At 44.1% G+C, this 14,411-nt stretch carries 14 protein-coding genes; 5 read left to right on the forward strand and 9 right to left on the reverse strand.

Translation table 11 applies throughout. The features are described from left to right. The 7 genes from paaG to paaA are packed head-to-tail and all read right to left on the reverse strand — an operon-like array spanning window position 1 to window position 5,209. Complete coding sequence (gene paaG / locus ACNQO6_RS07945) at window positions 1-792, reverse strand: 2-(1,2-epoxy-1,2-dihydrophenyl)acetyl-CoA isomerase PaaG (protein ID WP_440208606.1); 792 nt, start codon at window positions 790-792, stop codon at window positions 1-3. Beyond that, complete coding sequence (locus ACNQO6_RS07950) at window positions 792-1,565, reverse strand: enoyl-CoA hydratase-related protein (protein WP_440208725.1); 774 nt, start codon at window positions 1,563-1,565, stop codon at window positions 792-794. The genes paaG and ACNQO6_RS07950 overlap by 1 nt, the downstream gene beginning before the upstream one ends. A 10-nt stretch (window positions 1,566-1,575) precedes the next feature. Then, on the reverse strand, window positions 1,576-2,637 hold the full coding sequence (gene paaE / locus ACNQO6_RS07955; RefSeq protein ID WP_440208607.1) for a 1,2-phenylacetyl-CoA epoxidase subunit PaaE: 1,062 nt from the start codon (window positions 2,635-2,637) through the stop codon (window positions 1,576-1,578). Between the two features lie 23 nt (window positions 2,638-2,660). Next, a complete protein-coding gene (gene paaD, locus ACNQO6_RS07960; protein ID WP_009515472.1) occupies window positions 2,661-3,161 on the reverse strand; it encodes a 1,2-phenylacetyl-CoA epoxidase subunit PaaD in 501 nt (166 codons plus the stop codon). A 16-nt stretch (window positions 3,162-3,177) separates the two neighbouring features. Then, window positions 3,178-3,933, reverse strand: a complete 756-nt coding sequence (gene paaC, locus ACNQO6_RS07965; RefSeq protein ID WP_440208608.1) for a 1,2-phenylacetyl-CoA epoxidase subunit PaaC — start codon at window positions 3,931-3,933, stop codon at window positions 3,178-3,180. A 12-nt stretch (window positions 3,934-3,945) separates the two neighbouring features. Continuing rightward, window positions 3,946-4,236 carry a 1,2-phenylacetyl-CoA epoxidase subunit PaaB gene (gene paaB / locus ACNQO6_RS07970; RefSeq protein ID WP_005230234.1) on the reverse strand — a complete coding sequence of 97 codons (291 nt, stop codon included), beginning with the start codon at window positions 4,234-4,236 and terminating at the stop codon, window positions 3,946-3,948. A 34-nt stretch (window positions 4,237-4,270) separates the two neighbouring features. Next, the gene (paaA, locus tag ACNQO6_RS07975; protein ID WP_440208609.1) at window positions 4,271-5,209 is read right to left on the reverse strand and encodes a 1,2-phenylacetyl-CoA epoxidase subunit PaaA; all 939 of its coding nucleotides are present in this window, start codon (window positions 5,207-5,209) and stop codon (window positions 4,271-4,273) included. 265 nt (window positions 5,210-5,474) lie between these two features. On the opposite strand from paaA, the gene paaZ reads away from it, so the two are divergent. The 5 genes from paaZ (at window position 5,475) to ACNQO6_RS08000 (ending at window position 11,467) form a co-directional block, all read left to right on the forward strand. Beyond that, a complete protein-coding gene (gene paaZ, locus ACNQO6_RS07980; RefSeq protein WP_440208610.1) occupies window positions 5,475-7,577 on the forward strand; it encodes a phenylacetic acid degradation bifunctional protein PaaZ in 2,103 nt (700 codons plus the stop codon). 87 nt (window positions 7,578-7,664) lie between these two features. After that, window positions 7,665-7,955: a DUF1330 domain-containing protein gene (locus ACNQO6_RS07985; protein WP_440208611.1), complete on the forward strand. Its 291-nt coding sequence runs from the start codon at window positions 7,665-7,667 to the stop codon at window positions 7,953-7,955. Between the two features lie 268 nt (window positions 7,956-8,223). Further along, a complete protein-coding gene (locus ACNQO6_RS07990) occupies window positions 8,224-9,510 on the forward strand; it encodes an acyl-CoA dehydrogenase family protein (protein WP_440208726.1) in 1,287 nt (428 codons plus the stop codon). Between the two features lie 15 nt (window positions 9,511-9,525). Further along, window positions 9,526-10,725 carry an acyl-CoA dehydrogenase family protein gene (locus ACNQO6_RS07995; RefSeq protein WP_440208612.1) on the forward strand — a complete coding sequence of 400 codons (1,200 nt, stop codon included), beginning with the start codon at window positions 9,526-9,528 and terminating at the stop codon, window positions 10,723-10,725. 70 nt (window positions 10,726-10,795) lie between these two features. Further along, window positions 10,796-11,467 carry a hypothetical protein gene (locus ACNQO6_RS08000; protein WP_440208613.1) on the forward strand — a complete coding sequence of 224 codons (672 nt, stop codon included), beginning with the start codon at window positions 10,796-10,798 and terminating at the stop codon, window positions 11,465-11,467. A gap of 77 nt (window positions 11,468-11,544) precedes the next feature. Here ACNQO6_RS08000 and gorA read toward each other — a convergent pair whose 3' ends face one another. Then, a complete protein-coding gene (gorA, locus tag ACNQO6_RS08005; RefSeq protein WP_440208614.1) occupies window positions 11,545-12,897 on the reverse strand; it encodes a glutathione-disulfide reductase in 1,353 nt (450 codons plus the stop codon). Between the two features lie 159 nt (window positions 12,898-13,056). Then, a complete protein-coding gene (locus ACNQO6_RS08010; RefSeq protein ID WP_440208615.1) occupies window positions 13,057-14,301 on the reverse strand; it encodes an alkane 1-monooxygenase in 1,245 nt (414 codons plus the stop codon). Window positions 14,302-14,411 lie beyond the last annotated feature (110 nt).

Consider the following 14,411-nt stretch of genomic DNA (forward strand, 5'->3'; position numbering starts at 1 on the left):
TTAACGCCCCTGAAAATTTGGCTCGCGCTTATTCATAAAGGCTTGAACCCCTTCACGATAATCTTCCGAACGCCCAGCAATACGCTGAAAATCGCGTTCTAAATGCATCTGTTCATCAAAACTATGGTTACTGGATTGATGCAGCGCTTTTTTAATCAGTGACAGACCAAAAGTCGGTTGCTTGGCAAGACGTTCCGCCAGCACTGTGACCTTGCTTTTTAATTCGCTATCTTCAGCGACATCCCAGATCATGCCCCATTCTTTGGCGGTTTCAGCAGGCAATTTATCACCCAGCAACGCCAGTCCCATGGCACGTGCATGACCGACTGCGCGAGGCAGGAACCAGGTTCCACCCGAATCAGGTACCAGTCCTAAACGGCAAAAGGCTTGCACAAAGTTGGCAGATTTGGCGGCAATCACCAGGTCACAGGCCAAGGCGATATTTGCACCGGCACCCGCCGCTACACCATTTACGGCGCAGATCACCGGCTTCGGCATATTCACAAGGGTTCGAATCAGCGGGTTATAGTAAGTTTCAATTGAATATCCCAGATCGGGTGCCGCAGCATTTGGATCAACCACACGATCACCCAAATCCTGTCCTGCGCAGAAACCACGGCCTTCACCGCTGATCACAATACAGCGAACCTCCGGTTTTTTAGCCCAGAGATTCAAAACTTCTGCGACTTCTCGATGCATGTCTACATTAAAGCTATTCAAGGCCTGTGGACGGTTAAAGGTTAAGTAACCCACCGCATTTTTTTCTTCCACGATAATATTGTTATAGTCCATCACTCACCTCTAAACACTGGTTTTCTTTTTTCAAAAAATGCATTAATGCCTTCATTTCGATCTTTGGTGGCTGCCAACCAGACAAAGTTTTGCCGTTCGGATTTCAGGCCCTGACTTAATGTGGTTTCATGGATACTTTTGATCGATTGCTTGATCACCCGAATTGCCAAAGGCGCCTGTTTGGCAATCTTGCTTGCCAGTTGAATGGCATATTCCACGGTGAGCGCAGCCGGGACCACTTCACTACAGATGCCATGTTGCTGTGCCTGCTGAGCTGGGATCATTTCACCCGTCATGGCCCAGCGCATGGTCAGTTGCTGTCCCACCAGACGGGCTAAACGCTGTGTTCCGCCCGCACCGGGTAACATGCCTAAACCAATTTCCGGCAAGGCAAATTTGGCATTATCTCCACAAATCACCATGTCCGAATGTAGAACCAGTTCAAAACCTGCACCCAAGGCATAACCATTCACTGCCGCAATGATAGGTTTGCTAAAACTGTCAATTTTTTGCCACAGCTTTGGACGAATATCGAGTTGTAAAGACACCGCATCCATTGCCGCCAACTCGCTCAGGTCTGCTCCAGCCGCAAAGCAACTGCTATTGCCGGTTAACACAACCACTTTCACTTGAGCATCGTGTTCAGCCTGTTCCAGCAAATCACATAGATGCTGTAAGGTGGCATTATTCAAGGCATTACGTTTTTCTGGACGGTTTAGGCTCAACAGCATGACACCCTCAAGCGGCGTTTCAACCTGAATCAATGTTTGCATCGCTGTTTCTCTACTCATCAAAGCTCAAACGCACATTCGCGCCTTTGGGTAAGGTCTGGCAGCTCAGCACATAGCCTTTTTCCACCTCATCCTGTTCAAGGCTATAATTCAAGAACATATCTACTTCACCTGACAGTACCTTGCAGCGACAGGTTGCGCAGACGCCACCTTTGCAGGCATAAGGCAAATCTGCACCTGCACGTAAGGCAGCATCCAGAATACTTTCATCTTCTTGCCCGACGGCAACAATCAACTCTCGTCCATCGAGTACGATATTGACTTTTTCTTCCTTACGATTGGCATCAGCTTCCGCTGACCGTTTACGGACATGCCCGGTATTAAAACGTTCGGTATGAATGCGCTCTTTAGCCACCCCGTAATCCGGTAACAGGCGTTCAACCGTGTCCATCATGTCATCGGGACCACAGGCGAATACATGATCAAAGTCTGGTTCTAACACATCATGTTCAAATAACTGCTTGAGCTTGTCTTCATCAATCCGGCCATTCAGCAACTCGCTGTCATTAAATTCCCGAGAGAAAATATTGATGAGCTGAAAACGTTCTTTAAACTGGTCTTTCAGGTCCATGATCTGCTCGGAAAACATGGTCTGTTTCCATGAACGGTTGCCATATAACAAGGTAAAATTCGCCGAGTCTTGCTCGAACAGCACCTGTTTGATAATTGACAGAATCGGTGTAATACCACTGCCCGCAGCAATACCTAAATACGCCTGACCGCCAGTTCGCGCCGCTTTCTGAAAAAACACCCCTTGCGGTGGCATGACTTCCAGCACATCACCTACTTTTAAATGTTCATTGGCCCAGTTGGAAAATTGGCCCTGCTCAATCTTTTTCACCGCAATGCTGATGTCTTCTTTTGGCGCATAACTACAGATTGAATAGCATCGGCGAATTTCCCCAGCTTCGGTTAAATGGCGAATGGTGAGATGCTGCCCTGGCTGAAATTGAAACTGTTCCTGTTGTTCTACGGCCAGATCAAAGGCAATGCAAATCGCCTGATCGGTCTGTGGTGTAATTGTTTTTACTTTTAATGGAATAAATTGGCTCATGGCTGATTTCCTTATCCAAGACTTTAAATACATTTAAAATAATCAAAGGGTTCAAGGCAGTCCTGACATTTGTACAAGGCTTTGCAAGCGGTGGAGCCGAACTCGGTTAACAGTCGGGTTTTACGACTTTTGCAATGGGGACAAACCACACCATCGCTCAGATGTACATGCGTTCCGCATTGCTGTGCCGTACCTTCTGGTGGCGCAATGCCATAGGCTTGCAGTTTCTGTTTACCTGCGTCCGACATCCAGTCCGTGGTCCATGCTTCTGATAGATCAATGATGACTTTTGCAGGGATCAAATCTTCTGCTGTCAGTGCTTCGACAATCTGTGCTTTTAACAGGTCAGTAGCTGGACAACCGCTATAAGTTGGTGTCAATCGAACAATAATTTCTTGTTGTTCATTCAACTCCACCCCACGGATCATGCCCAAATCCACCACCGACAGCACTGGGATCTCTGGGTCGCTGACCTTGTGTAAAACATCCCAACATTGGTCAATACAATGACGAATCATATGCATGGCGACACTCCTTGCCTTACCAAGTCATTTCAGGATAACTGCGTTGAATGGATTGCATTTCAGCCAGCAGATAACCCAGATGTTCGGTATGCAAACCTTGTTTAGCACCACGGCGGTAGGCACCATTTATAGGAATGCTCAATTCAAAACGCTTCAGCTCAGCAGCTACGACCTGGTCCCATTGCGCTTTTTCACTGGATACATCAGCAATGATGTCTTGCTCAACCAGTAGCTGTTCTTCCGCCGTGAGTTCGAACAGTTCAGCGCTAAAGCGCCACAAGTTGTCTAATGCCTGTTGTACACGTTGATGTGCTTCTGCTGTGCTGAGACTTAAACGCTCCATCCAGCTGGTAGAGAAACGAATGTGATACTTGGCTTCTTTTAAGGATTTCACCGCCAATGCCGCGACTTCTGGCGTTGCCGATTCAGCTAAAGCGGTTAATAACAGCACATGGTAATGATCCATTAACCATTGACGCACGATGGTTTGCGCAAAATCACCATTCGGTTGTTCGCATAATAGTAGGTTCAGAAACTCACGTTCATTACGAAAATAGGCCAACTGGTCTTCATCACGCTTTTCGGCTTCATATTGCCCAGCCAAGGTCAGGAAATTTCGGGATTGACCGAGCAAATCCAGACCGATATTGGCCAATGCAATATCAATCTCCAGCTCTGGCGCATGACCACACCACTCGGCCAGACGTTGTGCCAACACCAGTTGACTGTCGCCAATATGTAATAAAAACTTCGATAAAATCGGGTTATTCATATGCATACTCCCTTACATGTGCTCAATGCCATCAGGGATATGGTAGAACGTCGGATGACGATAGACTTTATCCAGTGCCGGTTCAAAAAACTCGGCTTTTTCATCCGGTTGCGATGATTTGATCAGTTCTGAACGAACGACCCAGATACTGATGCCTTCATTGCGACGGGTATACACGTCACGTGCATGTTGCAGTGCAATCTCGTCATCAGGCGCTCTTAAACTACCAACATGACGGTGGCTTAAACCCTGTTTACTGCGCACGAACACTTCATAAAGTGACCAGTTGTTCTTATTTTCCATTGCGATATCCTTAAATTTTTCCATCAATACTGTTTTAAGCGACTTTACCGACTTGGCTGTGCTGTTTTTTGGCGTAGACCACGGCTGCATCACGCACCCACTTGCCATTCTCCCAAGCCTTGCGGCGCGCCTCGATCCGTTCATGATTGCAAGGTCCACGACCTGCAATCACCTCATTAAACTCTTGCCAGTCAATCTCGCCATAGTTGTAATGATCCGTTGCTTCATTCCATTTCAAGTCAGGATCAGGCACCGTTAGGCCAAGCTGTAATACTTGTGGCACGGTGTTATCGACAAACTTCTGGCGCAATTCATCATTACTAAAACGCTTGATTCCCCATGCCATGCTTTGCGCACTGTTTGGGGAATGCTCGTCACTTGGACCAAACATCATTAAAGCCGGCCACCAGAAACGGTTCACCGCATCTTGCGCCATTTGTTTCTGTTCTGGTGAACCAGCGGCCAATGCCATCATGGCTTCAAAACCCTGACGTTGATGGAAACTTTCTTCTTTACATATCCTGACCATGGCACGCGCATACGGCCCGTAAGAAGTACGACACAAGGCCACCTGATTGACAATTGCAGCACCATCGACCAACCAGCCAATCGCCGCGACATCAGCCCAACTCACCGTTGGATAATTAAAGATCGATGAATATTTCATTTTCCCATCAATCAGTTTTTCCATCATCTCATCACGGTCTGCCCCTAGGGTTTCAGCCGCACTGTAAAGATAGAGACCATGTCCTGCCTCATCCTGAACTTTCGCCAGTAATACCGCTTTACGTTTTAAGGTTGGTGCACGGGTAATCCAGTTACCTTCTGGCAGCATGCCGACAATTTCCGAATGACCGTGTTGTCCAATCTGGCGAATCAAGGTTTTACGATAGGCCTCAGGCATTTCATCCTTGGCTTCGATGGTGATGTCATTGGCAATATTGTGCTCAAATTTCTGATAGTTATTTTCCATGTGTCAATTCCTTGAGGATTTCATCCATGATTCTATTTTTCGATACACATAAAACAAAGTCAATCAATATTTTTGTATCAAATTAAAACCAACCACAAAAAAAGATATAAATAATTGATTTATTTCATTTTAATTAAATTATTAAAAATTTTATTTCGACTTTAAAACAAAATAAGGTTGACTTTTAACGCGTTCAATATGAAATTATGAATCATATTTTTAATATTTCTAAAATTGATGTATCACATAAAAATGGAGTTTGATCATGCTTGAACAAGCACACCAAGAAGAAACAGCCAAGGATATTGATGAACAAAGCTCAAGCCAGCCATTAACCAAACTGGCGTCTTATGTCTATGGAACCTGGCATTCTAGCCATGAAGACACGCGTACTGTTGTCCATGCGATTACGGGTGCGCCAATCTATACCGTCAGTAGTCATGGCATCGATATGCAGCAAGTGGTCAAGTATGCCAAGCAAAATGGTACTGAACTGGCCAACTGGACTTTTCATCAACGTGCCCATGCCTTAAAACAAATTGCCCAGCATTTACTTGAACAAAAAGAACAGTTTTACAGCTTGGCGCATGCCACTGGTGCAACCCGTAAAGATGCCTGGATTGATATCGAAGGCGGGATTCAAACATTGTTCGCCTATTCAAGTCTGGTGCGCCGTGAACTCAATGATGAAAAAATGATTACTGAAGATAGCTGGATTCAGCTCTCTAAAAACGGCACTTTTGGTGCCAAGCATATTTTGAGCCCTAAAGCCGGTGTTGCTGTTCATATCAATGCATTTAACTTCCCGATTTGGGGCATGCTGGAAAAAATTGCACCAACCTTATTGGCGGGCGTGCCATGTATTGTCAAACCCGCGACTGAAGGTGCCCAACTGACCCAAGCGGTTGTTGAGGCGATTATTGCAACAGGCATCTTACCGAAAGGTTCACTACAACTGATCTGTGGTCAAATTGCTGACCTGTTTGATTATTTAGGCCCGCAGGACTGTGTGACCTTTACCGGCTCGGCCTATACCGGGCAAAAGCTGCGTAATCATCCGCATTTAAACAAATATTCAATTCCATTCAGTATGGAAGCGGATTCAGTCAATAGCGCAATTCTCAGTCCAGAAGCAAATGAAGCGACGCTGGATCTGTTTGTACGCGAAGTGTTTCGTGAAATGACCACCAAAGCAGGACAAAAATGTACTGCCATTCGCCGTGCCTTTGTACCTCAAGCGTTGATTGAACAGGTCCAGCAAAAACTGAGCACTAAACTGGCAAAAGTCGTGGTGGGTGATCCACAAAAACCGGATACGACGATGGGCGCATTGGCCAGCCCAAAACAAAAGCTGGATGTGGCCGCCAAAGTAGCTGAACTGGCAAAAGAAGCCCAAATTGTATTTGGTGGAGATAGCGCATTCAAATTTAATGCGGACCATCCAGAAAAAGGGGCCTTCTTTCCACCAACACTTTTACGATGCGAAAAACCATTAAAAGCCGTCTCAGTGCATACCACGGAAGCATTCGGCCCGGTATGCACCTTGATGCCTTATCAATCCATCGATGAACTGGCTGATCTGGTGGCACGTGGTGAAGGCAGTCTGGTGGCCTCCGTGGTGAAAAATGTGGATGAAAATATTGAACAGATCATCCAGAAAATTGCGCCATGGCACGGGCGTGTCCATATTCTGGATGAAGAATCAGCCAAAGAAAGTACCGGACATGGTTCTCCACTGCCGCATCTCGTTCACGGCGGGCCTGGTCGTGCCGGTGGTGGTGAAGAACTGGGCGGCATCCGTGCAGTCAAACACTATATGCAACGTACCGCAATTCAAGGTTCGCCGAATAGCCTGACTCAGGTCACCCATTCATGGACTGCAGGTGCAAATATCAATGAAGACCGAGTCCATCCATTCAAAAAATCATTTGATGAGCTGGTGATTGGCGAGCGTTTACTGACTGCACGCCGTACCGTGACCGAAGCAGATATTGTCAATTTCGCCTGCCTTAGTGGTGACTATTTTTATGCGCATACCGATAAAATTGCTGCGGCTGATTCGTTCTTTGGTGAGCGTGTCGCCCATGGTTATTTCATTGTCTCGGCAGCGGCGGGATTATTTGTCGATGCAGCCCAAGGCCCTGTGATTGCCAATTATGGTATGGACAACTTGCGTTTTGTGGAGCCGGTTAAAATTGGTGATTCGATTCGGGTTGAACTGACCTGTAAGCAGAAAACACCTAAACCGCAAAAAGATCCATCTCAACCTGAACACGGCGTCGTGGTCTGGGATATCAAGGTGAAAAACCAGCGGGATGAATTGGTGGCAACCTATGATATTTTAACTTTGGTTGCCCGCGCAGCTTAAAATTAGTGCTTGGTGGATCCCCTTAACGATCCATCAAGCCCATTCAAAATAGGCTGTGTTTACCCACAGTTTAATTCAGGAAAATCCATGAGCGCTTATATCATTCTGATTCGTAAAGAATTAAAAAATAAAGATGAAATGAAAACCTACACCACTTTGGCACGCCAGGCGAGTCAAGGTTTTTCAGCTGAACCGATTGTTTTTTATGGACAATCGATTGCGCTGGAAAATATTGAAAGTGATGGCGTTGCCATCATTAAATTTAGCACGATGCAGGAAGCACAGGACTGGTATCACAGCGATGCCTATCAACAGGCCAAAAAACACCGAGATTTGGCAGGCGAATATATCGTCATATTAACCGAAGGTCTGGATTAAACCCTAACCAAGCAATAACGGATTGAATCGACTGAACAATAAAGCGATTCAGACTGACTCAATCCCCTGTCATTTAAGTCAATTTTATAAAAAAATATTTTCTTCCTGTTTTTTTAAAATAATAAAAAACAACTACATAAAAAACATTAAAGTCTCATTTTACCCTTTATCTTTCTCCACTTCCCCCGTCACACAAGACATAGTCTTTTAAGCTTGAGCATGTCAGCATTAATTTACAACCATCCTCCAGGATATAACCATGTCAAACATGATGAATAAGGCTCAAGGGCTTGGGCTATCTTTGATCACCAAACTCGCAGGAAGCGAAATGCTTGATCAACTCAAATTAAGAAAATTTGTAGAAAAATCATTATATCAGGGTTCAAAAACAGGCTTTAAAGTACTGAATAAAACACAAAAAGCATTTAAGCCGCAACCACTCGACAAACAGCGTCTCCCAAATCAGACCAACAAGAATCTGTTTGATCTGAGCCTGACTGAAGAACAGCAAATGACGGTTGACGCGATGTCACAATTTGCTGAAGAAGTCCTATACAGCTTGGCGCATGAGGCAGATCATCATGCCCAGTTCCCTGAGCAGTTGTGGCAACATCTGGTTGATTTGGGACTTAACTATTACGCTTTGCCAGAGGCATTGGGCGGTGTGGCAGCAGAACAAAACATTGTCAGCAATATCCTGATTGCAGAAAATCTGGCTAAAGGTGATTTCAGTTTAACCGCAGGTTTGCTCAGTACCTTTAGTGTCATCAATGCGATCACACGCTGGGGCTCAACCCAAGTGCAATCGATGTATTTACCGGTCTTTGCAGAAGATACTGATGTTACGGCGACTTTCGCATTTCAGGAGGCAACTCCTGCTTTTAATCCCTACCAGTTAAAAACCACGGCCACTGAAGACAATGGGCAGTTCTATATCACCGGTGAAAAAAGCTTGGTCATTTTAGGTGACATTGCTGATGTGTTCTTGGTCAGTGCGGAGTTCAACGGCCAGCCTGATATTTTTGTAGTGCAATCCAATGAAACAATCGCAATCAAAGCCAATCCTGCGATGGGCCTAAAAGCTGCTGAAACGGCGACGCTGCAATTTAATCAAACCCCGGCATTACGCTTAGGCGATGCTGATTTTGATTACACTGCTTTTGTCGATTTGGGTAACCTGATGTGGTGTGCCATGGCGATTGGCACATGCGAAGCGATTAAAGCGTACTGTATTAAATATGCCAATGAGCGTACAGCTTTTGGCGAACCTATTTCTCATCGTCAAAGTGTGGCCTTTATGATTGCGGACATGGCGATTGAAATTGATGCCATGCGCATGCTGGTGCTCAATGCTGCAAGCTTGGCAGAAGCCGGACAGCCCTTCCATCGTGAAGCCTATCTAGCACGTCTGCTCTGTGCTGAAAAATCGATGAAAATCGGAACGGATGGCGTTCAGATTCTAGGTGGTCATGGCTTTACCAAAGAACATCCTGTTGAGCGTTGGTACCGTGACCTGCGTGCGACTGCAATCCTGCATTCTGGCCTACATGCTTAATTTTGGAGAACAATAATGAATTTACAAAATCCGAAAAAATTCAAAATGCTGGTGGATCAGGCACACGAAACTGCGCTGAATGTTTTACGTCCTATTTCACGTAAATATGACAAAGCTGAACATGCCTACCCTAAAGAACTGGATATGCTGGCTGCTTTACTGGATGGTATGAATGAAAGTGGTGAAGGTGTCGGTGCAGCCAATGCCAGCAAACGTGGTACGGTCAACCCGGATACGGTGGTGAATGGTGGCAATATGTCAGCAGCGCTCGGCATTATTGAAATGTGCTATGGCGATACGGGCCTGTTACTGAGTATGCCGCGTCAAGGCTTGGGAAACTCTGCTATCGCAGCAGTCGCCAATGATGAGCAACTTGAACGCTTCAAAGGAACCTGGGCAGCGATGGCGATCACAGAACCGGGTTGTGGTTCTGACTCTGCTGCGATCCGCACCACGGCGACCAAAGATGGCGATGACTATATCCTGAATGGTGAAAAAATCTTTGTCACCTCAGGTGAACGTGCCGACTCGGTGGTGGTCTGGGCCACGCTGGATAAAAAATTAGGTCGTGCTGCGATCAAGTCTTTTGTCGTTGCTAAAGGCACACCAGGCATGAAGGTCGAGCGTCTGGAACATAAACTGGGCATTAAAGCCTCTGATACTGCGGTAATCAGCTTTATTGACTGCCGTGTTCCTGCTGCCAATTTATTAGGGAATCCTGAAATTGACGTGGCAAAAGGTTTTGCAGGCGTCATGGAAACCTTTGATAACACCCGTCCACTGGTCGCTGCAATGGCAATAGGATGTGCCAAAGCCTCTTTAGAGCGTATCAAGGAAATTTTTAAAGATCAGCTTGATCCTGACTATGCAACACCCTACTTACAGACCTCAAACCTAGCTGCACAAATCTATCGTATGGAAGCCGAATGGGAAGCTGCGCGCTTATTGATGATCAAGGCAACCTGGATGGCAGATAATAAAAAGCCAAATTCCAAAGAAGCATCCATTGCCAAAGCCAAAGCAGGTCGTATAGGCAATGAAATTACGCTGAAATGTGTCGAGTTGGCTGCCAGTGTCGGTTATGGCGAAGATGAATTACTGGAAAAATGGGCGCGTGACTCAAAAATTCTGGATATTTTTGAAGGCACGCAACAAATCCAGCAATTGATCATTGCCCGCCGTGAATTAGGTAAATCATCAAGTGAATTGAAATAACTTTGCTTGAGCTGGAAAAGGCGTTAAAGTCTTTTCCAGCTTTTAACTTGTATAATAAAAATATCTTCCTATGCCGAAACTGCAAAGATTTGAACACCCCTTAATTCCAATCATAAAAAATATATTGATTATTATCTTGGTTATTTGTTCTTTGATTTTTTTTGCCTGTTTAAGCCTATATATGTCTTATCGCTATCAGCAAGCTGACTATATTAAGGCAGCATTTAGGCAAATGACCTCAATCAATCAATATATTTTTCTGCCTATCAAATTGAATGATCCGGTTATCCAATATACGCAAGAAGATGTCAGTATTCGAAAATTTATTACCATCTATCGACTCGATACATCGACAACCAGCCAAATTAAGGCTCAATTTCTAACAAAACCCAGCCTATTTTTTGAAAATAAAATGTTTAACTGTATAAACCCGACGATTAAAACCAGATGGCGTTTTCCTTATCTGACTTTTCACTATGTTCACCCACCTGAGATGTTTAAGCACCACTATGATTACAAAGTGCATGATTCCTTTATCGTGTATGGGACAAATAAATATATCAGGCAAATAGAAACAATATGTGCAAAGCCCCAAAGCTTATATATCTATCAAGACCAGCAACAATTACTCAGGACGCTGGAATCGTTTAATCAACCCCATAATATTCATTTTAATGAGGTGGATATCAGACTTAATAGCCAAGAAAAACTGTTATTTATAGAAATGACATTAACCAAATAAATCCTAAATTCGAAATCCAGTTTAAGCATGAGCTAAACCAGATTCCGATCTCAAGCATGATATTTGATTACGGCCATTTATCGCATCGTCACAAACTCTTCGGCAGAGGTAGGATGAATCGCAACCGTATTATCAAAGTCTTGCTTGGTGGCTCCCATTTTCAAGGCAACAGCAAACCCTTGCAAAATCTCATCCATGCCAAAGCCGATCCCATGAATACCGACAATTTTTTCATTTTCACCGACACAAACCAGTTTCATTTTGGTTGGCTGACGATGCTGGGTAATAGCACTATACATCGCAGTAAAGGATGAGTTATACACTTTAACCGCTTGTTGGCCGTATTGTTCAATCGCCTCTTTTTCCGTAATCCCCACTGTTCCAATCGGAGGATGGCTAAACACCACGGTCGGAATATTGTCGTAGTCCAGATGCTCATCCGGTTTATGGTTAAATAAACGTTCAGACAGTCTACGCCCCGCAGCCACAGCAACCGGAGTCAGCTCCATTTTCCCGGTAATATCGCCCACTGCATAAATTCCTTGCTGTGAGGTATTCTGATATTTGTCGACTTGAATATAGCCGCGATCATCCAGCAGCACATTGGCATTCTCCAGATTCAAACTTGTGGTATTCGGTTCCCGTCCAGTTGCCCAGATCAAGCAATCCACTGTATAACTTTCACCATTTTCTAAATGTAAAGTAACGGATTCATCGTCATTTTTTATGATTTTCTTTGGCACAGCTTGAGTATGGACTGCAATGCCATCTGTTTGCATAACTTCTATCAGGGTTTCACTCACAAATGCATCGAAGCGTCTTACCGGTAAATCCTTACGAATAAATAATCCGACTTGTGAGCCCAAAGCATTGAGTACACCTGCCAGCTCAACCGCAATATAGCCCGAACCAATCACTGCAGTAGTCTTTGGTAAAGCGGTCAGTTCAAAGAATCCATTTGAATCAATACCATACTCAAACCCTTCAATATTGGGTAATGATGGCTGTGTTCCTGTTGCAATCAGGATATGATCTGCAGTAAATCGCTCACCGTTGACTTCAATGGTATTTTTATCAATAAAATGAGCCGCGCCATGAATAAGATCAACCTTATTCTTACTTAGGCTATTTTGATAGGATTGATGAATACGATCGATATATGCCTGTCTATTTTTAATTAAGGTGTGCCAGTCGAAAGATTCAACCTTGCTATTAAAGCCATAATCCGGCCCATATTTATGAATAGCCTCAGCAATGTGAGCTGCATACCACATCACTTTTTTAGGCACACAGCCCACATTGACACAGGTTCCACCAAGCTCGGCTTTTTCAATTAAGGCACATTTTTTTCCGTACATGGCGGCACGATTTACCGAGGCAATTCCGCCACTTCCAGCACCAATCGCAATATAATCATAATGTTTTGTCATCTTTGCCTCATACATCGCTGATAAGATTATTTTTAAGTTATACATAGATATACAGCAAGAATATGCAAAATCCGTACTTGGTTAAAGTTTTAATACAAGAAAGTAAAAAGGCACTGATGATGACTCATCAGTGCCCTGCTTTGAACACGCTTTTATGAATTATTCAGTCGTTTCGGTCACAACCGGAGTTTGTTGTAAAGATTGATCCACTACACCAAATTTTTTAAACAGTTTGGCACGACGCTTTGGATAAATATTCGCTTTATTCAAATCACCTTTATAATGATCAAATACCCGCTTATCCATCATTTTTGACCATAGCGGTGGAATCAAGGCAGGCAGTAGCATACTCGCATATCCACTTGGCAACTCTGGGGCTTCATCAAAATGACGTAACGCTTGGAATGGACGGGTTGGATAAGCATGATGATCTGAATGACGCTGCAATTGATACAGGAACAGGTTGGTCACAATATTATTATTGTTCCAGCTATGCTCAGGCATGGTACGTTCATATTTACCATTCTTGTCTTTTTGACGTTTTAGGCCGTAGTGTTCAATATAGTTAATAATTTCAAATAAACTAATGCCATAGAACGCTTGAGTGGCCAAATAAGGAATTACCCCCTTACCAAACAAACCAATCATTGAAGCATGAAATGCAGCACTCATGCCCCAGCCTTGGAGCAATTCATTTTCAGTTGACCAGAACTCTTTGCCTTTACGTTTTAAACGTGTGGTTTCAATCTCGATTGCCGATTTGAATGATCCAATCACTGTACGCGGCCAAAACTCATAAAATGTTTCGCCCATTTGTGAAGATGCTGGATCTTCAGGTGTAGCCGCACGCTTATGGTGACCATAAGGATGTTCAATACGGAAATGGTTGTAACCCGTTGGCACCAAGGCAAGATGTGACAAGATATGATCAATACGATCATGTTTGTGGCTCAATTCATGTGCAGTATTAATCGCAATCCCGTTGACTGCACCCATTGAGATACCCAATAAGATTTTGTCCAAGAAGGAAGTTTCTTTACGACTGGTTAAATAACATGCATAGACATTGGCAGCATATTGCAAGGGGATAAAACTTTTTACCAAACGTGAATAATAAGGGTCTTTTTCCAGCAGTTTAATGTCTTCATCTGTCGGATTATTGGCATCTTTCCCAATAATCGTATCAATCGTTGGAATTACAATGTGTAGAACAATTGGACCACCTAAAGCAAAGATTTTTTTCAATGGACGGGGCGCAAATTGATAACCTGCTAAAATACCGATTCCAATGGCAGGTAAGGCTGGGCTAATTGCCCATAAATAACGTTTACGATCCAACTGAGTTTTTGACTTTGGAATGCTTACTGGCGTAAGTTCTTGCTCAACATTTACTGGCGCATTCATCATCTTATCCATGTCTTTGTATATATAAGTATATTTTGATGAATTATGGAATTCATGACAGTTGCAAGCGTCCAAAAAAGCTATGTCAAAGTCTTTGGCATCATCCACCC

It is taken from the genome of Acinetobacter calcoaceticus (assembly GCF_051947995.1).
Lineage (GTDB): Bacteria > Pseudomonadota > Gammaproteobacteria > Pseudomonadales > Moraxellaceae > Acinetobacter.